The sequence below is a fragment of the Kocuria sp. genome (assembly GCF_030530945.1).
Classification (GTDB): domain Bacteria; phylum Actinomycetota; class Actinomycetes; order Actinomycetales; family Micrococcaceae; genus Kocuria.
Window position 1 is genome coordinate 390,491 of the sequence record NZ_JAUMTZ010000001.1, and the last position, 23,840, is coordinate 414,330.

Genomic DNA, 23,840 nt, shown 5'->3' on the forward strand with positions numbered 1-23,840 from the left:
ACCCCACCGGGCCGCCGCGGGCACCGCGCGACCGGCGGGCCGGGAGGGCCGCGCCCCGGCGCTTCGCCGTGTCCGGCCTCTGAACAGGCCTCCTACCGGTTTCGGGATGGCGAGGCCGCCGGGCCCGGCTCCGGGTCCACGTAGCTGTCCCGCTCGTAGTCGTAGCCCACGGGGCGCCCGTCCTCGTCCGTGCGCTGGTACCAGGAGCTCATGCGCTCACCGGTCGAGTCCACGTCGTGCCCGGCCGCGGCGGGACCCTCCTGGTGGCGGACCTCCAGGGCGAAGTCGTCGCCGTGCTCGCCCATGCCCTGGCGCACGGCGTTCTCCAAGGCGGTGCGGGCGTAGCGGTGGCGCAGGCTCATGGGATCGGTGGAGAGGTCCCGCAGGAACGCGGGGATCAGGGCCAGGAGGATGAGCGCGAAGGGCAGGGCCGCCACGGTCACCAGGTTCTGGAGTCCCTGCAGGGCGTCGGAGCCGCCCACGGCCAGCATCACCGAGGACACCCCGGCCAGGGCCACACCCCAGAACACGGTGATCTTCCGGTCAGGCTCCGGCTTGCCCTGCTGGGACATGGACGCCATCACCAGGGTGGCGGAGTCCGCGGAGGTGATGAAGAAGACCGCGAGCAGCACCATCACGGCGATTGGGGTGATGGTGGAGAACGGCAGCGCGTCCAGCACCCGGAACAGCATGTCCTCGGGGGAGGCCGCACCGGCGATGTCGGTGCCGGAGCGCTGCAGCCAGATGGCCGTGCCGCCGAAGATCGAGAACGCGAGCACGCAGATCACGGTGGGCGCCAGCAGCACCACGCTCACGTACTGGCGCAGAGTGCGCCCGCGGGAGATCCGGGCCACGAACACCCCCACGAAGGGCGCCCAGGAGACCCACCAGGCCCAGTAGAACAGGGTCCAGGTCTGCATGAACTTCTCCGCCTCCGGGCCCCACGAGGCGGAGAGGGACAGCATCTGGAACATCTCCCCGAAGTAGGTGCCCACCACGGAGGGGATGAAGTTGAGCAGGAACACGGTGGGACCGGCCACGAAGAGGAAGAACGCCACCACCGCGGCGAGGGCCATGTTGAAGTTGGAGAGCCGGCGGATGCCCTTGGCCACGCCCGAGATGGCGGAGACCAGGAACACGCACGTGAGCACTGCGATGATCGCGATGAGCACGCCGTTGCCCACCTCGCCGATGCCGGTGACGATCTGCAGGCCCCGCCCGATCTGCAGGGTCCCGAGCCCCAGGGAGGCGGAGGTGGCGAAGAGGATCCCCACGATGGCGAACATGTCGATGAGCCGCCCGCCCACGGTGAGGTGGGCCCGCTGCCCGAAGATCGCGGACATCAGCAGCGGACGCCCGCGCCGGTAGGCGGCGTAGCCCACGGCGGCACCCACCAGGGCGTAGATGGCCCAGGCCTGCAGGCCCCAGTGGAAGATGGTCTGCGCCATGGCCGAGTGCATGGCGTGGTAGCTCTGCGGCTCGGCACGCCCCGGGGGAGGGGTCATGTAGTAGGTCACGGGCTCGTAGACGCCGAAGAAGATCAGCCCCACGCCCATTCCGGCGGCGAAGAGCATGGCGATCCAGGAGCCCATGGAGTAGGCGGGGGTCTCGCCGTCCTTGCCGAGCGGGATCCGGCCGTAGCGGGAGAAGCCCACGTAGAGCAGGAACAGCAGCACCACGGCGGCCAGGAGCGTGAACACCCATCCGCCGTAGGTGACCACCGCGTGCAGCGCCGTGGTGGACACCGCGGTGAGTGACCGGGTGGAGACCGCACCCCACACCACGAACCCCACGATCAGCGCACCGGCCACGCCGAACGTGATGCGGTCCGTGCGGTAGCGCACCCGCTGCTCCTCCACGGAGACGCCGGGGACGAGCCCCGGGTGGGTGTCGTGCGGATACGGGCTGGAGGAGGCCTGCGGCGGACGGTGTGAGGAGCTCATGGGAACCTGCGTTCTGGTCCGGGAGGGGGTGGGCGGGGGCACCGGGGCCGTCCCACTGTACCGGCCCGTGGGCGGGGGGCCGCAGGACCCGCTCGGCCGGGGGTGAACGCCGGGCCCGGCGGTACGCGAGAACCGTTCAAAACATGTACCCTGGACTCACGAAAAATGACAAGACACTCCGGGGCCGTACTGTGTGCTGAACACGGCACCGCCCATCGGACACGAGACGCAGAGGGGGTCACGCCATGGGGCGCGGCCGTCAAAAGGCGAAGGCGACACGGCAGGCGCGGGAGATGAAGTACTTCAGCCCGCAGACCGACTACTCGGCCCTGCAGCGCGAGCTGCGCGGGACCACGCCGTCATCCCGAGCCGGGAACCACGAGGAACCCGCCGAGGACGAGGACGACTACTCGACCTACGCGGACAAGTACTCCGACTACGACTGACCCGATGCGGACGGGAGGCCCCGGGTGCGAGCACGCACCGCGGGGCCGTTCCCGTCACCGGCTCCACCGGGTGCCGCGGCGAGCCCCGGGAGCGCAGGTCGCCTCACCTCGACGAACCACCCGCACCGCAAGCGGGTGGTTCCTTCGTGCTGTCCGCTCCGTGTGAGCCGCTTCCGGGTCTGCACGTGGGCGGTGCCAACTGCGCTGCCGTGCCCGCCCGTGGGATGCAGGGGCGGGCACGGGCAGGAGCTTCTCAGCTCGCGTAGCGTCCCGTCATGAGGACCCCGCCACCGGCCACGCCCTTGGCGCCCTGCACCCAGTCGCTGCCGTGCCGGGATGCCTCCGGGTCCACGGGGCCCACGCGGCCCATGACCCACGAGGGGAGGCCGCGCTCGTTCAGGTGGGCCACGGCGGCGTCGGCCACGGTGGGGTCCACGATCGCAACCATGCCCACGCCCAGGTTCAGGGTGCGCTCCAGATCCGGTTGGGGAACGTGGCCCAGCTCCGCCACGAGCCGGAACACGGGCGGCAGGGACCACGTGGAGCGGTCCACGGTGGCCTGCAGGTCGGCGGGCAGGACGCGCGCGAGGTTCGCGGCCAGGCCACCGCCGGTCACGTGGGAGAAGCCGCGCACCCCGTGACCCGTGGTGCCGTCCTCACCGTTCACGGGGAAAGTGCGCGCCAGGTCCAGCACGTCCGAGGCGTACACGCGCGTGGGCTCGAGCAGCTCCTCGCCGAGGGTGCGGCCCAGCTCGCTCACCTGCCGGTCCAGCTGCCACCCGGCCACGTTGATCACCCGGCGCACCAGGGAGTAGCCGTTGGAGTGGATGCCGGAGGAGGCCATGCCGATGACCACGTCACCGTCGCGCACGCGCTGCGGCCCCAGCAGCTCGTCCGCCTCGACCACGCCGGTGGCGGCGCCGGCGACGTCGTACTCGTCCACCCCGAGCAGCCCGGGGTGCTCCGCGGTCTCCCCGCCCACGAGCGCGGTGTCCGCGACCTCGCAGGCCGCCGCGATGCCGCGGACGATGTCCGCGATGCGCTCGGGAACCACCCTGCCGGTGGCGATGTAGTCGGTCATGTAGAGGGGCTTGGCGCCCACCACCACGATGTCGTCCACGACCATGCCCACGAGGTCCCAGCCGATGGTGTCGTGCACGTCCAGGGACTGGGCGATGGCCACCTTGGTGCCCACACCGTCCGTGGAGGTGGCCAGGTAGGGCCTGCGGTAGCGGGTGAGCTCCGAGACGTCGTAGAGGCCCGCGAAGCCGCCCACGCCGCCCACCACCCCGGAGGTGTGGGTGGCCTTCACCGCGGCCTTCATGAGCTCGACGGCGCGGTCCCCGGCCGCCACGTCCACCCCGGCACTGGCGTAGGTGACGGACTGTGCGTCCTGGGGCTTCTGGGGGCTCATGCGCGGGTCTCCTCGGGGGATGCGGCGGTGTCGGTGGTGGGTACGGGGCTCACGAGGTCCTCGGAGGGCTCCGCGTGCGCTCCGGGAGCCTCCAGGACAGCCTTGCCGAGCCGGTCGGCCTTGGGCAGCGCCGTGGGGTACTCGCCCGAGAAGCAGGCGGTGCACAGGTTCGAGCGCTTCTGCTTGGTGGCCTCGATCATTCCGTCCTCGGAGATGTAGCCCAGGGAGTCCGCCCCCAGGGAGGCGCGCACCTCCTCCACGGCGAGCCCGTTCGCGATCAGCTCGGCGGGGGAGGCGAAGTCGATGCCGTAGAAGCACGGCCACTTGATGGGCGGCGAGGAGATGCGCACGTGGATCTCCGCCGCACCGGCCTCACGCAGCATGCGCACCAGGGCCCGCTGGGTGTTGCCGCGCACGATGGAGTCGTCCACGACCACCAGGCGCTTGCCCGCCACGATGGAGCGCAGCGGGTTGAGCTTGAGCCGGATGCCCAGCTGGCGGATGGTGTTCGAGGGTTCGATGAACGTGCGCCCCACGTACGAGTTCTTCACGAGCCCGTGGCCGAACGGGATGCCCGAGGCCTCGGCGTAGCCGATCGCGGCGGGCGTGCCGGACTCCGGGGTGGGCATCACCAGGTCCGCCTCCACGGCGTGCTCCCGGGCGAGCTCGCGCCCCATCTCCACGCGGGACTCGTACACCGAGCGGCCGTTGATGGTGGTGTCCGGGCGCGCCAGGTAGACGTACTCGAAGACGCAGCCGGCCGGCGTGGGCTCCGCGAAGCGGCTGGAGCGCAGCCCGTTCTCGTCGATCGCGATGAACTCGCCGGGCTCCACCTCGCGCACGAGGGACGCGCCCACGATGTCCAGGGCGGCGGTCTCGGAGGCGACCACCCAGCCCCGCTCCAGGCGGCCGAGCACCAGGGGTCGCACACCCAGGGGGTCGCGGGCGGCGTAGAGCGTGGTCTCGTCCATGAAGGTGAGGCAGAAGGAGCCCACGAGCTGCGGCAGCAGCTTCATGGCGGCTTCCTCGAGCGAGTTCAGGGGGTGCTCCGCCAGCAGGGCGGTGATCAGGGCGGTGTCCGTGGTGTTGCCGCGGGCCATCTCGCCGCGGGAGGGGAACCCGGACTTGTCGATCAGCAGGTCGTAGAGCTCCGCCGAGTTGGTGAGGTTGCCGTTGTGCGCGAGCGCGAGCGTGCCGTGCGGGGTGGCCCCGAGCGTGGGCTGCGCGTTGGCCCAGTGGGAGGCACCCGTGGTGGAGTACCGTGCGTGCCCCACGGCCAGGTAGCCCTGCAGGGTGTTCAGCGTGGTCTCGTCGAAGACCTGGGACACGAGCCCCATGTCCTTGTACACCGAGATGCGCTCGCCGTCCGAGGTGGCGATGCCCGCGGACTCCTGTCCGCGGTGCTGCAGCGCGTACAGGCCGTAGTAGGTCAGTTTGGCCACGTCCTCCCCGGGGGCCCACACGCCGAACACGCCGCACGCGTCCTGGGGGCCTTTCTCGCCGGGAAGAAGGTCGTGAGAGAGTTTTCCGTCAGCTCGAACCACGAGAGACAGTGTCTCACGAGCTGGGGCTTTGACCGTCCTCGTGAAACTCCCTGACCTCCGCGGCCACGGTGCGGGCCCGGCGCAGGGAGATCCGGTCCAGCAGCAGACCCACCACGATCCCCAGGGTGGCCCCCAGGATCAGGAAGGCCATGAGGAAGAACCCGATGATCGCCGCGCGGGTGTAGGCCAGTGAGCCGGGCCCCAGCGCCCCCACGAGCAGCCCCGCGATCGCACCCACCCCGGCACCCGTGGCCATGAACGCCACGAGGTTCGGCGCGCGGCGCGCCGTCATCTCCTGCGTGGCCGCCGCGGGCTGCGCGGAAGGGCCCGGGGTCTGCGGGGTGGCGGGGGTCTGTGGGCTGGCGGAGCTCATGGTCCCCAGGCTATCGCGCACCGGGCGGGCGCCGTGCCCGGGTGGGACTGAACCCGTCTTGCGGTCCGCTGGGAGTTCGCTCAGTGGAACAGGGGCAGCCACGCGGAGAGGTCCGTGCGGGTTCCCGACGCCGCCACGGTTCCCCGCGCCACCGCATCCGCCCAGGTCTCGGCGCCGGTGGCCAGGGCCAGCCACGTGGCCGCGTCCGTCTCCACCACGTTGGGCGGGGTGCCGCGGGTGTGCCGGGGCCCGGCGACGCACTGCGTGACCCCGAAGGGGGGCACCCGCACCTCCACCGAGTTCCCCTCCGCGCGCGAGCCGAGCTCCTCGAGGCAGTAGCGCACGGCGGTGGCGGTGGTGCGGCGGTCCGCGGCGTCGGGATCCCTGCGCCACCGCGCCAGGGCCAGGGAACCGTCCGCGGGGTCCACCCTGCGACGGGTGCTCACGCGGGCACCGGCCCCTCCAGCAGCCCCACCAGCTCGGGGGCGAGCTCCACGGCTCCCACGGGACGTCCGGCCCCGGTGATGGGCGCCAGCACGCGCGCGAGGACGCGGTCGGCGTCGGCCTGCGAGATGGCACCCGCGTGGGCCAGCAGCGTGAGGCCCACGAGCGAGTTGGCGCGCGAGGAGCCGTCGAGCATCTTGATGGCTACGGACCACCCGGAGCGGGTGCCCAGGCCCAGCACGCCCTCCGCGCCGAGCTTGGTGATCACGTCCAGCTCCTCCATGATCACGGTGTTGGAGCGGCCCGGGCCCTGCACGTACTCGGGGTAGTCCAGCATGGAGGTGGCCACGGTCGCGGCTCGGGCGTCCGCCTGGATGTTGCGCGCGGCGCGGCCCAGCGTGGAGTACATGCGCGCCAGCCCCGTGAGACTGATCGCGGGCAGCGGTGCCCCGCAGCCGTCCACACCCAGGTGGGAGACGGTCTCTCCCGCGAACTCCTCCACGGTCTCCACCACGAGCCGCTGCAGGAGGTGCTCCGGGTCCAGGTAGGAGTCGGTGGGCCAGCCGTTGGTCACGCACGCCAGCAGGAACGCGGCGTGCTTGCCGGAGCAGTTCATGCACATCCGGTTCTGCCCGCGCCCGGTGCGCGCGAGCCAGGTGCGGGTGTCCTCGTCCTGGGGCCAGTCGGGCGGGCACTGCAGGGCCTCGGGGCCCAGGCCGGCGGCCCTGAGGATGGAGGTGACGGTGTCCAGGTGGTCGAACGTGGCGGTGTGCGACGCCGCCGCGATCGCCACCTGCTCGCCCCGCAGGGCCGCCCCCGCCTTCATGGCGGCCACGGCCTGGAAGGGCTTGAGGGTGGAGCGCGGGAAGATCAGCTCCTGCGGGGCGCCCACGGAGAACGCCACGGAGCCGTCCGGGGCGAGCACCACGGCCGAGCCGCGGTGGCGGGACTCCACGAACCCGCTGCGCCGCACCACGGCGAGGTCCACGGCCTGATCCGAGCTGAAGGTCTCCATGGACCCAGTATGACAGCGCCCCACGGGGCGTCGCCCTCCTCCCGGGCCGCCCTGCCGATACGCTGGGCTGGTGAAGGTTTTGGTGGTGGGCCCCGGCGGCCGCGAACACGCGATGATCACGTCCCTGCTGCGGGACCCGGACGTGGACGAGGTGCACGCGGCGCCCGGCAACGCTGGGATCGCCCAGGACGTGCCGGTGCACCCGCTCAACGCCCAGGACCCGGACGCCGTGGTGGCGCTCGCCCGGGAGCTGGGCTCCGATCTGGTGGTCGTGGGCCCGGAGGCGCCCCTCGTGGCCGGAGTCGCGGACGCCCTGGTGGCGGCGGGGATCCCGGTCTTCGGTCCCTCGGCGCAGGCCGCCCGGATCGAGGGGTCCAAGGCGTTCGCCAAGGAGGTCATGGCCGCCGCGGGCGTTCCCACGGCACGCGCGGTGTCCACCGCGGACCTCGCGGAGGTGCGAGAGGCGTTCGAGACCTTCGGCGCCCCCCACGTGGTCAAGGACGACGGCCTGGCCGCGGGCAAGGGGGTGGTGGTCACCCAGGACCGCGACCGCGCGGAGGCCCACGCCCGCGAGTGCCTCGACGCCGGCGGCTCGGTGCTCGTGGAGGAGTTCCTGGACGGGCCGGAGGTCTCCCTCTTCGTGCTCAGCGACGGCACCCACGTGGTCCCGCTGCTGCCCGCGCAGGACTTCAAGCGCGTGCGTGACGGCGACCAGGGCCCCAACACCGGGGGCATGGGAGCCTACACCCCGCTGGAGTGGCTGCCCGAGGGGTTCACGCAGGAGGTCGTGGACCGCGTGGCCCGCCCCGTGGTGGACGAGCTGCGACGCCGCGGCACCCCCTTCACGGGTGTGCTCTACTGCGGTCTGGCCGTCACGCCCCGGGGCGTGCAGGTCATCGAGTTCAACGCCCGTTTCGGTGACCCCGAGACCCAGTCCGTGCTGGCCATGCTCGACACCCCGCTGGGGGGTCTGCTGCTCGACGCCGCCCGGGGACGCCTCTCGGAGGACCGCGCGCTCGAGTGGAAGTCCGGCGCGTCCGTGACCGTGGTGCTGGCGGCCCAGGGCTATCCCGGGGCCCCGCGCAAGGGTGATGCGATCACGGGTCTCGAGGCCGCGGCGCGTGAGCCGGACACCCATGTCTGCCACGCGGGCACCGCGCTGGGGGAGTCCGGCGAGACCGTCTCCGCCGGTGGGCGGGTGCTCGCAGTGGTGGCGCGCGGCGAGGACCTGCGGCAGGCGCGCGAGCGCGGCTATCGTGGCATGCAGCACATCCACCTGGCCGGATCCCACTACCGCACGGACATCGCCCTGGCGGCCGCCGAGGGCCGGGTGGCGGTCCCGGGAACCGCGCCCGCGGGGGAGACGTCCGCCCCGTCGGACCGCACCTCCGACCCGGAGCAGCACAGCGCAGCAGAGGAGCACGCATGAGTCAGCACCCCACGCCCCCCGAGATCCCCGGTTGGAAGCACGTCTACTCCGGCAAGGTGCGGGAGCTCTACGTCCCGGACGAGTCCCGGGTGACCCCCACGGGGGCGGCCATCGGCGACGACGCCGAGTACCGGGCCGGTGCCGTGCTGGTGGTCGCGAGCGACCGGATCTCCGCGTTCGACCAGGTGCTGCCCACCGAGATCCCCGACAAGGGCACGATCCTCACCCAGCTCTCCCTGTGGTGGTTCGAGCAGCTGGAGGGGATCCCCAACCACATCCTCACCACGGACGTGCACGAGTCCGTGCGCGGGCGCGCGGTGGTGTGCAAGAACCTCTCCATGTTCCCGGTGGAGAACATCGTGCGCGGCTATCTCACCGGGTCCGGGCTCAAGGACTACCGCGCCACCGGCGCGGTGTGCGGGATCGAGCTGCCGGAGGGTCTGCGAGACGGCGACCGGCTGGAGCAGCCCATCTTCACGCCCTCGGGCAAGGCGGAGCTGGGCGAGCACGACGAGCCCATCACCTACCAGGAGATGGCGGACGTGGTGGGCAACTCCGTGGCGGACCGGCTGCGAGAGCTCTCCCTGAAGATCTACACCAGTGCGGAGCGGATCGCCCGCGAACGGGGCATCATCGTGGCGGACACCAAGGTGGAGTTCGGACTGGACTCCTACCGCGGCGCGATCACCCTGGGGGACGAGGTGCTCACCCCGGACTCCTCCCGCTTCTGGGACATGGAGACCTACCGCCCCGGCCGTTCCCAGCCGTCCTTCGACAAGCAGTACGTGCGGGACTGGCTGCGCTCGGACGCCTCGGGCTGGGACGGGAGCGGGCCCGTGCCGGAGCTGCCGGAAGAGGTCGTGACCAAGACTCGTGAGCGGTACGTAGAGGCCTACGAGCGCCTCACCGGGCGGGTCTTCGACCCCCGCGGCTCGTTCTTCGAGGTGGCCGGGCCCGCCGAGTTCTGAGCCACGGGGACACGACCTCCCCCGGTTTCCCCCGCAGCAGCACGTCCGTCAGCGGGGCGCGGTCACTGCTCCGCCGTCACGGCGCGCCCTCGGGGGCACCGTCCCGGGGGTGGCGCCCGTCCCACCGTGCGCGGGCCATGTCCACCTGCGCCCAGTGGGCGGCGGTGTCCCGCAACGGCGTGGCCTCCCGCTCGTAGTGCTCCCGCGCGGACATCTGCAGATGGTCCGGCAGCGTCCCGTCCGCCCGCACCACGCGCCACCAGGGTGCGTCCGGACCGACCTGGCCCAGTGCCAGGATGCGCGCGGGCACCCGCGGGGTGGCGAGCAGCGCGAGCTCCGCCACGTCCCCGTAGCTGAGCACCGTGCCCGGCGGAATCCGGGTCACCACCTCCCGCACCGCCCGGACCGCGGCGGCTCCGGTGGGTGGTCCCTCGTCGGCTCTCACGACACCGGGATCCGCACGTCCAGGTGCCACGTGTGGTCGTGGGCGCCGTAGTCCACCCGGCCGTCCAGCAGGGCCACCCGTTCCCGGATCCCGCGCAGCCCGAACCCGGAGGACAGCTCACGGTGGTCGAGCTCCTGGGTGCCGGGGGAGACCCGGTTCTCGGTGTGGATGTGCACGGTGGAGTCCACGGCGGTCATGCGCACCAGGCACGGGGAGCCCGTGGGCGCGTACTTGATCATGTTGGTGGAGGCCTCCTGCAGCACCCGGGCGGCGGTGCCGCGGATCGAGGTGGGGATGTCGTCCACGCCCTCGTCCAGCACGAACTGCGGGTGCAGTCCGGCGCGCTCCAGACTGGACTCCAGGGTCTGCGCCACACCGTGCAGCGAGCCCGTGGTCAGCCCGGAGGCGCTGCCGCGCTCACCGGCCTCCGCGGCGCCGTCCGGGGCTGGGCCGTGGGGGTCCCGCAGCAGGTGGAGCAGGGTCCGCAGCTCGGTGAGCCCGGAGCGCGCGGCGGTGTCCATGGTGTCGATCGTGCGGTGCAGCTCGGTCGGGTCCGTCTGGCGCTGGGACCCCGCGGCCTGCATGGTCACCAGGGTCAGCTCGTGCGCCACCACGTCGTGCAGGTCCCGGGCCAGTGCCAGGCGCTCCTGCTCCCGCAGCCGTTCGTGGGTGGCCTCCATGGCGGCGAGGCGCCGGGCGTTGAGGCGGTACTCGCCCACGAAGAAGCGCACCGCCACCCCCACCAGGGCGGCGATGCCCAGGGGGAGCCCCAGCGCCCAGAAGAAGTCCGTGCCGTCCAGCATCCACGCCGTGACGGCCACCCAGGCGACCGTCACGGCGAGGTGCGCGAGCAGGGCGGCGCGCCGGAGCATGGCCACCGCTCCCACCATCACCACGCAGCCGCAGAGCAGTGTGATGGAGTACTCGTCCAGCACCAGGCACAGGGCGTAGGAGAGGGCGATGGCCGTGGCACTGGCCGCGGCGGACCACGCGAGCAGCGCCACCGCGCCGTAGCTCATAACGATCCACGCCGAGGTCAGTGCCGCCGCGCTCGGCGAGAGCGAGGTCCAGTCCAGCGCTCGCAGGTCGTCGAAGAGGGCCACCGCCGCGAAGAGCACCGCGACGATGCGAAGCCAGCTCGGCATGGCCCGCGCGCGGGCGCCCGGTTTCTTGTCGGGGTCTGCGGGGGCGTCGGTCACCTGGGGTTGCAGTAGATGGGGAAGAACCGGCACAGCGCACTGCCGGGACCGCGGACGGAACCGCTGTCCGCGGCCGAGAGGGCGGGGCCCACCGAGGCGAAGAGCATGGAGACCGCGAGGGCCGCGGCGGCGCTGGCGCGCAGGACGGAGGAGCGGCGGGCAGGGGCGGAGGCGGCGTCGGTGCCGCGTGAGAGCTGAGTCATGGGCCCAGTTTATGATCGCTTCATGGATTTGTGCAGGCTTCTTCTGGTGGACGACCATCCGCTCATGCGAGACGCTCTCGCGAGCCTGTTCCGGGCGGAGCCGGGCTTCGAGGTGGTCGGTGAGGCGTCCGAGGGGGCCGAAGCCGTGTCGAAGTGCCTGGAGCTGTCCCCCGATGTGGTTCTCATGGACATCCGGATGCCCGGCATGGACGGGATCGAGGCCACGGGTCAGATCGTGCGGCAGTGCCCGGACACCAAGGTGCTGGCCCTGACCACGTTCTCCACGCTCGAGTACGTGGTCCCGGCACTGCGCGCCGGCGCCTCGGGCTACCTGGTCAAGGACGCCCGCCACCACGAGATCGTCTCCGCCGTGAGCCTGATCCGCGAGGACGAGCTCGCCCTCTCGCCCTCCGTGGCCATCTCCCTGGCGAACAACGTGCTGGGGGACGTGCCGGTGCCCTCCGTGCGGCGCGGCAAGAACCGGGGGGTGCTGACCCACGCCGCCATGTCCCAGCCGCCGGGTCCCCACCCGGGCGCGCCCCGGCTCACGCCCCGCGAGCAGGAGACCCTGGAGTGGATCGCCAAGGGGCTCAACAACGCGGAGATCGCCGAGCGCATGATGGTCTCCCACGGCAGCGTGAAGTCCTACGTCTCCCACCTGTGCGAGAAGCTGGCCGTCCGGGACCGGGTGCAGGTGCTGATCTCCGGCATCGAGTGGGGTCTCGTGCACCCCGCGCTGGACGTGGACTCCACCCCGGGGATGCACTGACTCACAGTCCCCGTTCAGCTTTCCCGTCTAAGTCTGGCCGAATGGCCATGGTGGTCCCGGTCCCGGGTGCGGCACAGTGGTTGGTGGACGTCAGCGATGGCGTCCCGCGCTCCCCAGGGGCTCGGGCGGTTGTACGGCGTCCGGACGCCCCCGCGGGAGGGGACCGCTGAGTTCGCAGCGGGGGTTCTCGTCACCCCCTCACCGGACGAGTTCCGCGAGGCCTGGATCACCTCGCGTGCAGCTCCGGAACCCCCGTTGCGTCAGCGGTCCAGGGCGGACACGAGCCTGGCCCCGGCGCCCTCCGACCAGGGGGTGCCGGGGTTTCTCCGTCCCGCCGTTCTCCCCGCCGCGCTCAGTCCATCTCGGCGCTCTGCGCGGGCGCGTGGCCGTGGAACCATGTGATGTGCTCCCGCAGCAGACGGGCCGCCGTCTCCCCGTCCCGCGCCTCGGTGGCGCGCAGCACGGCCCGGTGCTGCCCCCGCAGCCGGTCCCGGATCTCCGGCCAGTTCTGCGTGGCCGCCACCGTCTCCTGCACGTAGCCGATCATGGCTTCCCGCAGCGACGCCATGATGGTCTCCAGCACCACGTTCCCGCCCAGCGACGCGAGGGTGAGGTGGAACCGCGCGTCCAGGGCGTGGAACGCGGCGTCGTCCACGTCCGGGTCCTCCATGCGGTCCAGCAGCTCTCCGGCCTGCGCCAGCGCGGCCTCGCGCCCCGGTGCCGACGACGCCGCCGCGTCCAGGCTCGACTGCGTCTCCAGCAGCACGCGCGTGGCCACCACGTCCGCCACGGGCAGGGAGCGGGTGGCGATGTGCATCCGCAGCGCCCACCCCAGGGCGGCGGAGGGGTCCGAGATGACGGTGGCCCCGGACTGCGGGCCCGACCCGGTCGCGGAGCGGACGAGGCCCATGGCGGCGAGGATCCGCACAGCCTCCCGCACCGAGGCCCGGGAGATTCCGAAGTCCTCCGCGAGGCTGCGCTCGGCCGGCAGCTTGTCTCCCACGCGCAGGGCGCCGGAGCGCAGCCGGTGCTCGAGCCAGTCCAGCACCACCGTGTAGGCGGGTGTAGTGCTCATGGTTCCTCCCGATGACGGCACACGATGGCCCGCCACCGCGGGGTGCGGTGGCGGGCCGGATCTGCATCACTGTATCCACAGGCTCACGCCGCGGGCAGCATCCACGCGAGCACGTTGGACTGCAGGAACACCAGGCAGCACAGCACCAGGAGCATGCCCAGGGACCAGGGGACCACGGAGCGGAAGATGCTGGACTCCTTGCCCTGCATGCCCACGGCGGAGGACGCGATGGCCAGCGACTGCGGGGAGATCATCTTGCCCACCACACCGCCGGAGGTGTTCGCGGCGGTCATCAGGTGCGGGTCCAGCCCGGAGCCCAGTGCCGCAGTCTTCTGCAGGTTGGCGAACAGGGCGTTCGCGGAGGTGTCGGACCCTGTGACGGCGGTGCCCACCCAGCCGAGCACGGGGGAGAAAAACGCGAAGGCCCCGCCCAGCCCGGCCACGAAGGTGCCGATGGCCAGCGTCTGGCCGGAGAAGTTCATCACGTAGGCGAGCGCCAGCACGGACACGATGGTCAGTGCGGAGAAGCGCATCTTCCAGAAGCACCGCCCGATCTCCGCGAGGGCGTCCGCGATGCTCAGGCGGAACATCCCGCCGTGGGTGAAGACGGAGTAGACCACCGCCACGACCAGGCCGGTGACCAGCAGCAGCGTGCCCGGGCTGGAGAGCCACTGGAAGGTGTAGACGGTGCCGGTGATGGCCTCGCCCTTGGCGTTGAGCAGGTGCCCGTGCAGGCCGGGCCAGGGGATCTTGACGTCGGTGGCGGCCAGCGCCTTGGGGACGTCCACGCCGAGCGTCCAGAGCTTGGCGATCCCGAAGACCGCGACCACCAGCACGTACGGCAGCACGGCCATCCACACCCGGCCCGGGGTGAGCACCGCGGCGTTCTCGGGGCGCTGCACCCCGAGGTCCGCCCGCACCTGCTCCGCACCCCGGGGGCGCCAGAACCGCATGAGGACCACCACGGCGGCGAGGCCCACGAGGGAGGCCACCACGTCCGTGAGCTCGTAGGAGAAGTGCGTGGCGCACCACCACTGGGCGATGGCGAAGCTGCCGCCCACCACGAGCGCGGCGGGCCACGCCTGCCTGAGGCCGCGGGCGCCGTCGACGATCAGCAGCAGGAAGAAGGGGACCGCGAACGCGAAGAAGGGCGCCTGGTGGCCCACGACCGCGCCGATGTGGGCGGGACTCAGGTCCGTGAGGGTGCCGGCCGTGGTGATGGGGATGGCGATGGCGCCGAAGGCCACGGGGGCGGTGTTGGCGATCAGCACCAGCGTGGCGGTCTTGAGGGGCTTCAGGCCCAGGGCCAGGATCATGGTCGCCGTGATGGCCACGGGGGCGCCGAAGCCGGCGAGGGCCTCGAGCAGACCGCCGAAGCAGAAGGCGATCAGCATGGCCTGGATGCGCAGGTCACCGCCGCCAATGGTGTCGAAGATGGTGCGCAGGTCCTCGAAGCGCCCGGACCGGACCGTGACCTGGTAGAACCACAGGGCCATGACCACGATCCACACGATGGGGAACAGCCCGTAGACGGCACCCTGGGTGGCGGTCAGCGCCGCGAGGTGGACGGGCATGCCGAAGCCCAGCACGGCCACCACGAGCGCCACCGCGAGGGAGGCCAGCCCCGCGGCGTAGGCGCTGGCGCGCAGTGCCAGCAGCATCACGAAGAAGGTCAGCAGGGGCAGGCAGCCCACGAGGGCGGACAGGCCCACGCTGCCTCCCACGGCGTCGGTCGCGGCGGTGAAGGTGTTCACGCGTTCTCCCAGGGGTGAGTCGGGATCGGGGGTGGAGAGGCCGGCGCGGCGGGTGCCCGGTCCGAGGAAACGTGAGCGGCCGCCTCGGCCACCGGTCGTACGATAAGTGGTCAGACCATATGGTCCGACCACACACACTACATGACGCAGGTCACACGTGCCGAGCCGCCGCTCCGCCCCGGATGGCGGCACTACGCAGGACTCCCGGACTTTGTTGTGACACGGCTCACCGGCGTAGCCTGGACGGGCCACGCAGTTCCACCCGGGGCAGAGGTTGGGAGACCAGAACATGAGAATCGCGCTCTTCGCCACGTGCATCGTGGATGCCATGTATCCCCGGGTGGCCCTGGCCACCGTGCGGATCCTGGAGCGGCTGGGCCACGAGGTGGTGTTCCCCCAGGGGCAGGGGTGCTGCTCCCAGATGCACGTGAACAGCGGCTACTTCGACGACGCCATGCCCGTGATCCGCAACCACGTGCGGGCCTTCACCAGCACGGACTACGACGTCGCGGTGGCCCCCTCCGGCTCGTGCGTGGCCTCCCTGGGCCACCAGCAGCCCGTGGTGGCCCGCGAGTGCGGGGACGACGCCCTCGCGGAGGAGGCCGAGCTGGTCGCCGCGAACACCTACGAGCTCTCTGAGCTGCTCGTGGACGTGCTGGGCGTCACCGACGCCGCGCAGCAGCTGGGGTCCTACTTCCCCCACGCCGTGACCTACCACCCCTCGTGCCACGGCATGCGGCTGCTGGGGCTGGGCGACCGTCAGAAGGACCTGGTGCGCTCCGTGGCGGACATCGACTTCCACGAGCTGCCGGACGCTGAGGAGTGCTGCGGCTTCGGCGGCACGTTCTCCTTCAAGAACCCGGACGTCTCCGGCGCCATGGCGGAGGCCAAGCTGCGCAACATCCAGGACTCCGGGGCCTCGCTGTGCACGGGCGGGGACGCCTCCTGCCTGATGCACCTGGGCGGTGCCGCCTCCAAGCGGGACGTGGCCGTGCAGACCGTGCACTTCGCGGAGATCCTCGCCTCCACCCGGGCCAACCCGCTCGTCGTGGACGGGCCCGTGGAGCTGTCCATCCCCCAGGCCGGTCGCCGTGCGGCGCGCCCGGCCGCCTCGGCAGGAGCAACTCGATGAGCGTCACATCCCTCGGCATGCCGGCCGTGCGTCCCGTGCACGGGCAGGGCAACCTGCACGCCCAGGTGGCGTTCCCGAAGGCAGCCAAAAAAGAGCTGCAGAACGAGCAGATGCGCGCCAACATCCGGCACGCGACCCACAGCATCCGCCACAAGCGCGCGGGCGTGGTGGGCGAGGTCCCGGACTGGAGCGAGCTGCGGGACACGGGCTCCGCCGTGAAGGAGACCGTGATGGCGCGCCTGCCCGAGCTGCTGGAGCAGTTCGAGGCGAACGTGACGGCGCGCGGCGGCGTGGTCCACTGGGCGCGGGACGCGGACGAGGCGAACGCGATCGTCACCCGCCTGGTCCAGGAGCAGGACGCCACGGACGTCATCAAGGTGAAGTCCATGGCCACCCAGGAGATCGGCCTGGACGACCACCTGCAGGAGCACGGGATCACCGCCACGGAGACGGACCTCGCGGAGCTCATCGTGCAGCTCGGCCGCGACAAGCCCTCCCACATCCTGGTGCCCGCGATCCACAAGAACCGCGAGGAGATCCGCGAGATCTTCCGGCGCGAGATGCCCGGGACCACGGACGAGCTCACCAGTGAGCCCCGCGTGCTCGCGGAGGCCGCCCGGCAGCACCTGCGGGAGAAGTTCCTCACCACCAGGGTGGCGATCTCCGGGGCGAACTTCGGCATCGCGGAGACCGGGACCCTCTCCGTGGTGGAGTCCGAGGGCAACGGGCGCATGTGCCTGACCCTGCCGGAGACCCTGATCACCGTGATGGGCATCGAGAAGCTGCTGCCCACCTACCAGGACCTGGAGGTCTTCTTCCAGCTGCTGCCGCGCTCCTCCACTGGCGAGCGCATGAACCCCTACACCTCCCTGTGGACCGGGGTGACCCCCGGGGACGGGCCCAGGAACTTCCACGTGGTGCTGCTGGACAACGGCCGTTCCGCGGTGCTCTCGGACCCCCAGGGCCGCTCGGCCCTGCACTGCATCCGCTGCTCGGCGTGCCTGAACGTGTGCCCCGTCTACGAGCAGGCGGGCGGACACGCCTACGGCTCCACCTACCCGGGGCCGATCGGTGCGATCCTCTCCCCGCAGCTCACCGGCATCACCTCCGAGGAGAACGCGTCCCTGCCGTACGCGTCCTCGCTGTGCGGTGCCTGCTACCAGGTGTGTCCCGTGAAGATCAACATCCCGGACATCCTGGTGCACCTGCGGGACGAGGACGTGCGCACCAAGCACGGCGAGCGCGTGGACGCGGCCTCGCCGGCGCCGTTGTCCCAGGATCCCGCGGTGGGCGAGCAGGACGGCTGGCGCGAGGAGAAGTCCCTCACCGCGGACGAGGGCCGCGGCGGCCAGGACGGCGCGCCCCGCGAGGGCTCGCTGCAGGAGCTGGGCGCGCGCGCCCGTCGCGCCGGGCGCCGGGTCCGCCAGGCCGTGCCCACCCGCGGCCTGCCCACGCAGATGGACGCCATGATGAAGGGCGCGTCCCTGGTGATGTCCTCCGGCAGGCGCATGTCCCTGGCCGAGCGGGGCCTGCCGCTGGGGCGCGTGGTCGCCGGGCGGGACCACGCGATCGGCTGGCTGCCCGGTGTGGTGGGTGGCTGGACGGACGAGCGGGACGTCCCCGAGCCTCCCAGGGAGTCCTTCCGCAACTGGTGGAAGAAGCACGAGGGCGAGACGGATGCCCGGCTCGAGCGGGACGGCGTTCCCGCCGGTGCGCCCTCCACCGCCTCCGACGACGACGCCGCGGGGCCGGCCCCCACGGCCACCGGCAGGGGAGCGGGTGGTGACGCCCCGGGCGCCGGACCCGACGCCGTGGCGGGTGCCGCCTCGGAGGCCACCGGGGATCCGCAGGAGGACAACATCGACCGCAGCGGCCAGCGCGGCGGGAACGGGGAACGGGCATGAGCACGGACGCGAAGACCGAGATCCTGGAGCGGCTCAACGGCGCGCTCAGGGACCATCCGCGGGCTCCCGAGATCCCCCGGGACTACCGTCGCACCTCCGAGCTGCCCCACGAGGAGGTCGTGGACATGCTCGAGGACCGGCTCGTGGACTACAAGGCCAACGTGTTCCGGGAGACCGCGCAGACCGTGGCGGAGCGGATCGCCACGCAGCTCGGCGCCTCGGCGCGCTACGTGATCCCCGAGGGACTGGACACCGCCCTGCTGCCGGAGGAGACCGCCGCCCGCCGGGCGATCGTGGACCCCAACGACGGCCGCAAGGCCTCCGCCCTCACCGTGCGGGACCTCAACCGGGTGGACGCCGTGGTCACCTCCTCCACCGTGTCCTGTGCGCAGACGGGGACCATCTTCCTGTCTGGGCGCCCGGACGAGGGGCGGCGCGCCATCACGCTGGTGCCGGACCACCACATCTGCATCGTGCCGCTGGACACCGTGGTGGAACTGGTCCCGGAGGCCATGTCCCGGGTGGAGCCCACCGCTCCCACCACCATGATCTCCGGCCCGTCCGCCACCTCGGACATCGAGCTCGAGCGTGTGGAGGGTGTGCACGGGCCGCGCACGCTGGACGTGATCCTGCTGGGCTGAGGGCGGGGCCCGTTGCCGCTTTCCGGTGTGCATTAGTGGAGCAAATGCCATCTACTCGCGGGTAGGTGGCATTTGCTCCACTTAACACTCGGTAGGACCCTGCCGATGGATGGCGGTTGCGGTCCGGGGCACCCGTGGGGGGGCATCGTCGGTGGTGCGCGGGTTTCCGCGCTCAGCGGTGGGCGCGTAGGCCTCAGTAGCGCGGCTGCGTCGGGTCCACCCGGTCGATCCAGGCGAGGATCCCGCCGTCCAGGTGCTTGAGGCTGTCCTCCCGCAGGGCGTAGTCCGCGCGCAGGGCCGCCAGCGCCCGGGCGGAGCGGACCCCCGCCTTGCAGTGCAGCACCACGTCCCCCTCGGTTTCGGCGGGCAGGGCCTTCACACCGTCGACGAGCAGCCGGTCCAGGGGCACCGCCACGGAGCCCGGGATGGACACGAGCTCCCGCTCCCAGTCCTCCCGAACGTCCACCAGCGTGAACGCGGCCTCCCCGCGGTCCCGGGCCGCCAGCATCCGAGCCAGCTCCGGGGCGTCCACGGTCTCGACGGCGCTCGGTGCCGCGGGTGCCCCGCCCCCGGCCACCTGCCTTCCTGCGATCCCCTGCGCTCCGGCGGCTCCGGTGCCCCCGAGGACGGACCCGGGGGAGGTGACGTCGGCGCCCGGGGCGGGTGCGGCGGCGTCGTCGGGACCGGGGAGCCCGCACGCCACCAGGACCTGGGAGAGGTCCGTGACGGGCTCGCGCAGGGGGTCCGGGAGCACGGTGAGGGTGCGCCACGTCTGGGCGAGGGCGTCGTGGACCAGGACACGGCCCACCAGCGGCGTGCCGATGCCGGTGAGGAGCTTGAGCGCCTCGGTGGCCATCACGGACCCGATGGTGGCGGGCAGCACGCCCAGCACCCCGCCCTCCGCGCAGGAGGGGACGGACCCGGCGGGGGGAGCCTCCGGGTACAGGTCCCGGTACACCGGGCCGTGGCCCGCCCAGAACACGGAGACCTGGCCGTCGAAGCGCAGGATGGAGCCCCACACCACGGGGATTCCGCTGAGCTCGGCGGCGTCGGCCACGAGGTAGCGGGTGGCGAAGTTGTCCGCGCCGTCCAGCACGAGGTCGTACTGCGCGAAGATCCCCAGCGCGTTCTCCGGGCTCAGCCGCGTCTCGTGGGTGCGCACCTCCACGAGCGGGTTGAGCCGAGCCACGGCGGCCGCGGCGGAGTCCACCTTTGGCCGACCCACGTCCGCCACGGTGTGGATCACCTGGCGCTGCAGGTTGGACACGGAGACGGTGTCGTCGTCCACGATCCCCAGGGTTCCCACGCCGGCCGCCGCGAGGTACTGCAGCGCGGGCGCGCCCAGACCACCGGCACCGACCACCAGCACGCGGGCGTTCTTGAGCCGGCGCTGCCCCTCCGGGCCGAACTGCGTGAGCGTGAGGTGGCGCGAGTAGCGTTCGAGCTCCTCGCGGGTGAGCTCGGCGGCGGGCGCCACCAGGGGGTCGAAGCGGGGCAGCGCGCTCACCGGTCGGTGCTCCCCAGCTGCTCGGCGCCGTCCGCCGCCCCGTCCGGGACACCGGCGCGTGCGGGCCAGTCGCCGCGCGGGGCGTCCTCACCGGCGCCGATCCTCCCGGCCATGGGGGAGGACGCCAGCGCGTGGGTGCGGCGGGGGATGCGCCCCGCGCCCCGGGCCAGCAGACCCCCGTGGACGGCGTGCCTCATGGCCCGTGCCATGGCCACCGGGTCCTGGGCGCGCGTGACCGCGGAGGCGAGCAGCACGGCGTCGCACCCCAGCTCCATGGCCAGCGCGGCCTCGGACGCGGTGCCGATGCCCGCGTCCAGCACCACGGGCACGGAGGCGCGGGAGGCGATGAGCTCGATGTTGTGCGGGTTCAGGACGCCCAGTCCCGTGCCGATCGGGGCGCCGAGCGGCATCACGGCCACGGCTCCGGCGTCCTCCAGGCGCAGGGCCAGCACCGGGTCGTCGGAGGTGTAGGCGAAGACCTGGAAGCCCCGGCGCACGAGCTTCTCGGTGGCGTCCAGCAGCTCGACCCCGTCCGGGAGCAGGGTGTCCTCGTCGGAGATGATCTCCAGCTTCACCCAGTCGGTCTCCAGGGCCTCCCGGCCGAGCTCGGCGGTCAGCAGGGCGTCCCGCGCGGTGTAGCACCCCGCCGTGTTGGGCAGCACGCGGATGCCGTGGCGGCGCAGGACCCCGTAGAGGCTGTCCTGCGGCGCCCCGGACGACGCCGCCGGGCCACCCCCCGCGGGCGCGTGGCCCGGGCGGGGCGGGCCGGGGGCGAAGCGGCGCAGCGCCACCGTGGTGAGCTCCGTGCCGGACGCGAGCAGGGCCCGCTCCAGCATGGCGAGGTCCGTGAGGCCGCCGGTGCCCATGATGAGCCGCGAGCTCAGCTCCGCGCCGGCCACCGCCAGCGGGGGCGGGCCAGGCTCCGAGGTGTCGGTGGTGGTGCGGGCCCGGTTCTCGGCGGCGGGTTCGTGCTGTGGGGTGCTCACGGCTCAGCCTCCCTGGACCGCGGTGACGATCTCCACGGACTGCCCGGCGGCCACCGCGGTGGTGGCCCACAGGGAGCGGGGGACCACGGTGTCGTCCACGGCCACGGCGATCCCCAGGGGGTGCCCGTCCGCAGCGGTGCCGTCCGGACCGATCTCCCGGCCGGTGAGCCCGGCCACCGCGTCCGTGAGGGTGAAGCCCTCGTGCACCTGCACGGGGGAGCCGTTCACGGTGGCGGTGCCCGCGGCGTCCCGGTCCGGGACCGGTGGGAACTCGCCCGTGGCGGGGACGGGACGTGCGGCGTCGTGCGGCTCGCGGGGAGCGGTGGAAGGTGTGGGCGAGGTGGTCATGCGAGTCCTTCCGGCATGAGGGTGGGGTCGGTCGGGGTGTCAGGGGTGCTGTGGCGGGCGGGATCGACCGCGGCGAGGAACTCTCCGTCCTGCGCGTGCTCCACCTGCGGGTCCAGGATCCCGGTCACGAGCTCCGCGGCCAGGCGGGAGGCCACGGGGGTCAGCAGGATCCCGTGGCGGAAGTGGCCCGTGCTCACCACGAGTCCGGCCACGGAGGTGCCACCCAGGTAGGGGAGGTCGTCCGGGGTGCCGGGACGGGCGCGGGCCATCATCTCCAGGACGTCGCAGTCGTCGATGGCGGGCACCACGGTGCGGGCGTCCCGCAGCAGCTGGTGTACGCCGCCGGCCAGCACGTTCTCCCGCCCGTCCTCACGGCTCGTGGCACCCAGCACCAGGGTGCGGTCCGCGCGCGGGACCATGTAGACCGGCCGCCCCAGAACCTGGGCACGCACCGTGCGGCTCAGCAGGTGCTCCTCGCCGGGTGCGAGCACGGAGTCCGGGACGCGCAGCCGCAGGATGTCCCCGAACACCGGGCGCAGCCGCAGCTCCAGGTCCGCGGGCAGTCCGCCCACGGTGTTCGCGGTGAGCCCGGAGGCCACCACCACGGCGTCCGCGGGCAGGCGCTCACCGCTGTCCAGGACCACGCCGGTGGCCGTGGGGGGCTCGGCGCGGGAGACCTGCACGGAGTCCACGCGGCTGGTCCACCACGTGACGGGGCCGGCGTCGGGCACGTCCCCCAGGGTGTCCAGGTGCGGGGCGCTCAGCGCCTCGACCATGGCGGCCGCGAGCATCCGCGGGTCCACCTGGCGGTCCGAGACGATGCGCACCGCTCCTCCCAGCCGCGGGGCCAGGGCGGGCTCCAGGGAGCGGGCCTCGCGGGTGGAGATCTCCTCGACGTCCATGCCGGAGGCGATCTGGTGGGAGGCGAGGTCGGAGAGGGACCGGGCGTCGGCGGCGTCGGCGGCGACCACCAGGGTCTCCTCGGTGCGGTAGCCCGTGGGCAGCCCGGTGGCGGCGGCCACGCGCTCTACGAAGCCGGGGTACTCGGCGGCCGAGGCGCGCATGAGGGGGTAGAGCCGTTCCTGGCCGTACTGGGTCTCGGCCACCGGCGCGAGCATTCCGGCGGCGGCGCGGGTGGCACCCCACGCGGGCCGGGGGTCCACCACCGTGACCGCGGCGCCGCGGCGTCGCAGCTCGAGGGCTGTGGCAAGCCCGATCAGGCCCGCCCCCGCCACCACCACGTGGGCGGCTGCGCTCTCGGACATCCTTCCTCCCTCCGGCGGCATGACCCGCATCAGGTGACCGGTCGGCGGCTCACGCCCTCTCAGCCCGCTGCGGTGGTCTGCGAGGACGAGGGCGGGCTCCCGTGGAACTCGTCGGTCGGCGCCGCTGGCGCGGCCCGGACGACGCCGCCAGTCTAGTCCTCCTCGCCGCGCGCGTGCCGGGGGACCCGGGGAAGGGGGGCACCCCGTTCGCCGGGGCGGCCGTCCGTGCCACGATGGGCCCATGACACGCACAGACACGCAGGCACAGGTCCAGGAACCGGGACGGGGCGCGGGGGAGGTGGGCACCCGGCGCCGCGCCGCACTGCGGGACGCGCGACTCTACGTGTGCGTGACCGCCCGGCGGGAGCGGGGCGACCTGCGTGAGTTCCTGCACGCGGCCTACGACGGCGGGGTGGACATCGTCCAGCTGCGGGACAAGGCACTGGAGGCCGCCGCGGAGATCGAGGCCATCGAGGTCCTGGCCGAGGTGGCGCGCGAGCACGGGAAGCTGTTCGCGGTGAACGACCGTGCGGACGTGGCCCTGCTCACCGGTGCGGACGTCTTCCACGTGGGCCAGGGCGACCTCACCACGGCCCAGGCGCGCACGGTGCTCGGCCCGGACGTGCTGCTGGGCCGCTCGTGCCACTCCACCACGCAGGTGGACGCCGCGCTCGCGGACCCCGGCCTGGACTACTTCTGCACCGGACCCGTGTGGGAGACCCCCACCAAGCCGGGGCGCGCCGCCGTGGGCCTGGAACTGCCGCGCTACGCCGCCCAGCACGCGGGGGACACACCGTTCTTCGCGATCGGCGGGGTCGACGCCGCCCGCCTGCCCGCCGTGCTCGCCACCGGGGCCACCCGCATCGTGGTGGTGCGGGCGGTCACCGAGGCCGCGGACGTGGCCGCCGCCGCACGCGCCCTGCGGGAGGGGCTGCCGGGCTGAGACCGGCGGCGCCGTTCAGGGGCGCGCAAGGGCCACGGTCCGGGGTCGAGATGTGGGGTGGAACGCGGGCGACCACGCGACGGCGGCTCCCCG

Annotated in this window: 23 protein-coding genes and 1 riboswitch; of the genes, 8 read left to right on the forward strand and 15 right to left on the reverse strand. The window is 72.7% G+C overall.

What is annotated here, in order from left to right:
* Nucleotides 1-92 precede the first annotated feature (92 nt).
* Complete coding sequence (locus tag Q4A22_RS01780; protein WP_303176803.1) at nucleotides 93-1,943, reverse strand: BCCT family transporter; 1,851 nt, start codon at nucleotides 1,941-1,943, stop codon at nucleotides 93-95.
* A 245-nt stretch (nucleotides 1,944-2,188) separates the two neighbouring features.
* Between Q4A22_RS01780 and Q4A22_RS01785 the strand changes: the two genes are divergently transcribed.
* The gene (locus Q4A22_RS01785; protein ID WP_303176804.1) at nucleotides 2,189-2,389 is read left to right on the forward strand and encodes a DUF3073 domain-containing protein; all 201 of its coding nucleotides are present in this window, start codon (nucleotides 2,189-2,191) and stop codon (nucleotides 2,387-2,389) included.
* Nucleotides 2,390-2,642: 253 nt separating this feature from the next.
* On the opposite strand, the gene purM is transcribed toward Q4A22_RS01785, so the two are convergent.
* From purM to Q4A22_RS01810, 5 genes are all read right to left on the reverse strand, one after another.
* The gene (purM, locus tag Q4A22_RS01790) at nucleotides 2,643-3,803 is read right to left on the reverse strand and encodes a phosphoribosylformylglycinamidine cyclo-ligase (RefSeq protein WP_303176805.1); all 1,161 of its coding nucleotides are present in this window, start codon (nucleotides 3,801-3,803) and stop codon (nucleotides 2,643-2,645) included.
* The gene (gene purF / locus Q4A22_RS01795; RefSeq protein ID WP_303176806.1) at nucleotides 3,800-5,347 is read right to left on the reverse strand and encodes an amidophosphoribosyltransferase; all 1,548 of its coding nucleotides are present in this window, start codon (nucleotides 5,345-5,347) and stop codon (nucleotides 3,800-3,802) included. Before purF ends, purM begins: the two co-directional genes overlap by 4 nt.
* A 13-nt stretch (nucleotides 5,348-5,360) precedes the next feature.
* Nucleotides 5,361-5,720, reverse strand: coding sequence for a hypothetical protein (locus Q4A22_RS01800; RefSeq protein ID WP_303176807.1), 360 nt, complete (start codon nucleotides 5,718-5,720; stop codon nucleotides 5,361-5,363).
* An 80-nt stretch (nucleotides 5,721-5,800) separates the two neighbouring features.
* A complete protein-coding gene (locus tag Q4A22_RS01805; RefSeq protein ID WP_303176808.1) occupies nucleotides 5,801-6,166 on the reverse strand; it encodes a sterol carrier family protein in 366 nt (121 codons plus the stop codon).
* Nucleotides 6,163-7,179 carry an asparaginase gene (locus Q4A22_RS01810; RefSeq protein WP_303176809.1) on the reverse strand — a complete coding sequence of 339 codons (1,017 nt, stop codon included), beginning with the start codon at nucleotides 7,177-7,179 and terminating at the stop codon, nucleotides 6,163-6,165. The genes Q4A22_RS01805 and Q4A22_RS01810 overlap by 4 nt, the downstream gene beginning before the upstream one ends.
* 70 nt (nucleotides 7,180-7,249) lie before the next feature.
* Here Q4A22_RS01810 and purD point away from each other — a divergent pair, with 70 nt between their 5' ends.
* Together purD and Q4A22_RS01820 are read left to right on the forward strand one after the other, a co-directional pair.
* The gene (gene purD, locus Q4A22_RS01815; RefSeq protein WP_303176810.1) at nucleotides 7,250-8,608 is read left to right on the forward strand and encodes a phosphoribosylamine--glycine ligase; all 1,359 of its coding nucleotides are present in this window, start codon (nucleotides 7,250-7,252) and stop codon (nucleotides 8,606-8,608) included.
* Nucleotides 8,605-9,576 carry a phosphoribosylaminoimidazolesuccinocarboxamide synthase gene (locus Q4A22_RS01820; RefSeq protein ID WP_303176811.1) on the forward strand — a complete coding sequence of 324 codons (972 nt, stop codon included), beginning with the start codon at nucleotides 8,605-8,607 and terminating at the stop codon, nucleotides 9,574-9,576. Before purD ends, Q4A22_RS01820 begins: the two co-directional genes overlap by 4 nt.
* Nucleotides 9,577-9,652: 76 nt before the next feature.
* On the opposite strand, the gene Q4A22_RS01825 is transcribed toward Q4A22_RS01820, so the two are convergent.
* The 3 genes from Q4A22_RS01825 to Q4A22_RS01835 are packed head-to-tail and all read right to left on the reverse strand — an operon-like array spanning nucleotide 9,653 to nucleotide 11,423.
* Entirely contained in the window at nucleotides 9,653-10,021 is a 369-nt protein-coding gene (locus tag Q4A22_RS01825; RefSeq protein WP_303176812.1) for an MGMT family protein, read from the reverse strand.
* Nucleotides 10,018-11,220, reverse strand: a complete 1,203-nt coding sequence (locus tag Q4A22_RS01830) for a sensor histidine kinase (protein WP_303176813.1) — start codon at nucleotides 11,218-11,220, stop codon at nucleotides 10,018-10,020. The genes Q4A22_RS01825 and Q4A22_RS01830 overlap by 4 nt, the downstream gene beginning before the upstream one ends.
* On the reverse strand, nucleotides 11,217-11,423 hold the full coding sequence (locus Q4A22_RS01835; RefSeq protein ID WP_303176814.1) for a hypothetical protein: 207 nt from the start codon (nucleotides 11,421-11,423) through the stop codon (nucleotides 11,217-11,219). Before Q4A22_RS01835 ends, Q4A22_RS01830 begins: the two co-directional genes overlap by 4 nt.
* A gap of 22 nt (nucleotides 11,424-11,445) precedes the next feature.
* On the opposite strand from Q4A22_RS01835, the gene Q4A22_RS01840 reads away from it, so the two are divergent.
* A complete protein-coding gene (locus tag Q4A22_RS01840) occupies nucleotides 11,446-12,192 on the forward strand; it encodes a response regulator transcription factor (protein WP_303176815.1) in 747 nt (248 codons plus the stop codon).
* A gap of 352 nt (nucleotides 12,193-12,544) precedes the next feature.
* On the opposite strand, the gene Q4A22_RS01845 is transcribed toward Q4A22_RS01840, so the two are convergent.
* Nucleotides 12,545-13,267: a FadR/GntR family transcriptional regulator gene (locus Q4A22_RS01845; protein ID WP_303176816.1), complete on the reverse strand. Its 723-nt coding sequence runs from the start codon at nucleotides 13,265-13,267 to the stop codon at nucleotides 12,545-12,547.
* Between the two features lie 83 nt (nucleotides 13,268-13,350).
* The gene (locus Q4A22_RS01850) at nucleotides 13,351-15,021 is read right to left on the reverse strand and encodes an L-lactate permease (protein ID WP_303176817.1); all 1,671 of its coding nucleotides are present in this window, start codon (nucleotides 15,019-15,021) and stop codon (nucleotides 13,351-13,353) included.
* Nucleotides 15,022-15,310: 289 nt separating this feature from the next.
* Here Q4A22_RS01850 and Q4A22_RS01855 point away from each other — a divergent pair, with 289 nt between their 5' ends.
* Genes Q4A22_RS01855 through Q4A22_RS01865 form a run of 3 tightly spaced genes read left to right on the forward strand, consistent with a single transcriptional unit; the run spans nucleotide 15,311 to nucleotide 18,698 of the window.
* The gene (locus Q4A22_RS01855) at nucleotides 15,311-16,153 is read left to right on the forward strand and encodes a (Fe-S)-binding protein (protein WP_303176818.1); all 843 of its coding nucleotides are present in this window, start codon (nucleotides 15,311-15,313) and stop codon (nucleotides 16,151-16,153) included.
* A complete protein-coding gene (locus Q4A22_RS01860; RefSeq protein WP_303176819.1) occupies nucleotides 16,150-18,057 on the forward strand; it encodes a lactate utilization protein B in 1,908 nt (635 codons plus the stop codon). The genes Q4A22_RS01855 and Q4A22_RS01860 overlap by 4 nt, the downstream gene beginning before the upstream one ends.
* Entirely contained in the window at nucleotides 18,054-18,698 is a 645-nt protein-coding gene (locus Q4A22_RS01865) for an LUD domain-containing protein (protein WP_303176820.1), read from the forward strand. The genes Q4A22_RS01860 and Q4A22_RS01865 overlap by 4 nt, the downstream gene beginning before the upstream one ends.
* A 193-nt stretch (nucleotides 18,699-18,891) precedes the next feature.
* Here the strand turns inward: Q4A22_RS01865 and moeB are convergent, their stop codons facing one another.
* The 4 genes from moeB to thiO all read right to left on the reverse strand — a co-directional run bounded on the left by moeB (nucleotide 18,892) and on the right by thiO (nucleotide 22,804).
* On the reverse strand, nucleotides 18,892-20,205 hold the full coding sequence (moeB, locus tag Q4A22_RS01870) for a molybdopterin-synthase adenylyltransferase MoeB (protein ID WP_303176821.1): 1,314 nt from the start codon (nucleotides 20,203-20,205) through the stop codon (nucleotides 18,892-18,894).
* Nucleotides 20,202-21,110, reverse strand: coding sequence for a thiazole synthase (locus tag Q4A22_RS01875; RefSeq protein ID WP_303176966.1), 909 nt, complete (start codon nucleotides 21,108-21,110; stop codon nucleotides 20,202-20,204). Before Q4A22_RS01875 ends, moeB begins: the two co-directional genes overlap by 4 nt.
* Before the next feature lie 84 nt (nucleotides 21,111-21,194).
* Complete coding sequence (gene thiS / locus Q4A22_RS01880; RefSeq protein WP_303176822.1) at nucleotides 21,195-21,539, reverse strand: sulfur carrier protein ThiS; 345 nt, start codon at nucleotides 21,537-21,539, stop codon at nucleotides 21,195-21,197.
* Nucleotides 21,536-22,804 (reverse strand): glycine oxidase ThiO, encoded by a 1,269-nt coding sequence (gene thiO / locus Q4A22_RS01885; RefSeq protein ID WP_303176823.1) that lies wholly within the window; start codon nucleotides 22,802-22,804, stop codon nucleotides 21,536-21,538. The genes thiS and thiO overlap by 4 nt, the downstream gene beginning before the upstream one ends.
* A riboswitch (TPP riboswitch) is annotated at nucleotides 22,794-22,917 on the reverse strand. Its footprint overlaps the gene before it by 11 nt.
* A gap of 128 nt (nucleotides 22,918-23,045) precedes the next feature.
* Between thiO and thiE the strand changes: the two genes are divergently transcribed.
* The gene (gene thiE / locus Q4A22_RS01890) at nucleotides 23,046-23,747 is read left to right on the forward strand and encodes a thiamine phosphate synthase (protein WP_303176824.1); all 702 of its coding nucleotides are present in this window, start codon (nucleotides 23,046-23,048) and stop codon (nucleotides 23,745-23,747) included.
* Nucleotides 23,748-23,840: the final 93 nt, after the last annotated feature.

Coding starts and splice junctions, on each gene's coding strand:
- Q4A22_RS01800 (WP_303176807.1), bottom strand. CDS start 5,720: ATGAGCTCCGCCAGCCCACAGACCCCCGCCACCCCGCAGACCCCGGGC.
- thiO (WP_303176823.1), bottom strand. CDS start 22,804: ATGTCCGAGAGCGCAGCCGCCCACGTGGTGGTGGCGGGGGCGGGCCTG.
- Q4A22_RS01860 (WP_303176819.1), top strand. CDS start 16,150: ATGAGCGTCACATCCCTCGGCATGCCGGCCGTGCGTCCCGTGCACGGG.
- Q4A22_RS01865 (WP_303176820.1), top strand. CDS start 18,054: ATGAGCACGGACGCGAAGACCGAGATCCTGGAGCGGCTCAACGGCGCG.
- thiE (WP_303176824.1), top strand. CDS start 23,046: ATGACACGCACAGACACGCAGGCACAGGTCCAGGAACCGGGACGGGGC.
- Q4A22_RS01785 (WP_303176804.1), top strand. CDS start 2,189: ATGGGGCGCGGCCGTCAAAAGGCGAAGGCGACACGGCAGGCGCGGGAG.
- Q4A22_RS01855 (WP_303176818.1), top strand. CDS start 15,311: ATGAGAATCGCGCTCTTCGCCACGTGCATCGTGGATGCCATGTATCCC.
- Q4A22_RS01810 (WP_303176809.1), bottom strand. CDS start 7,179: ATGGAGACCTTCAGCTCGGATCAGGCCGTGGACCTCGCCGTGGTGCGG.
- Q4A22_RS01845 (WP_303176816.1), bottom strand. CDS start 13,267: ATGAGCACTACACCCGCCTACACGGTGGTGCTGGACTGGCTCGAGCAC.
- thiS (WP_303176822.1), bottom strand. CDS start 21,539: ATGACCACCTCGCCCACACCTTCCACCGCTCCCCGCGAGCCGCACGAC.
- Q4A22_RS01835 (WP_303176814.1), bottom strand. CDS start 11,423: ATGACTCAGCTCTCACGCGGCACCGACGCCGCCTCCGCCCCTGCCCGC.
- purM (WP_303176805.1), bottom strand. CDS start 3,803: ATGAGCCCCCAGAAGCCCCAGGACGCACAGTCCGTCACCTACGCCAGT.
- Q4A22_RS01820 (WP_303176811.1), top strand. CDS start 8,605: ATGAGTCAGCACCCCACGCCCCCCGAGATCCCCGGTTGGAAGCACGTC.
- Q4A22_RS01780 (WP_303176803.1), bottom strand. CDS start 1,943: ATGAGCTCCTCACACCGTCCGCCGCAGGCCTCCTCCAGCCCGTATCCG.
- Q4A22_RS01840 (WP_303176815.1), top strand. CDS start 11,446: ATGGATTTGTGCAGGCTTCTTCTGGTGGACGACCATCCGCTCATGCGA.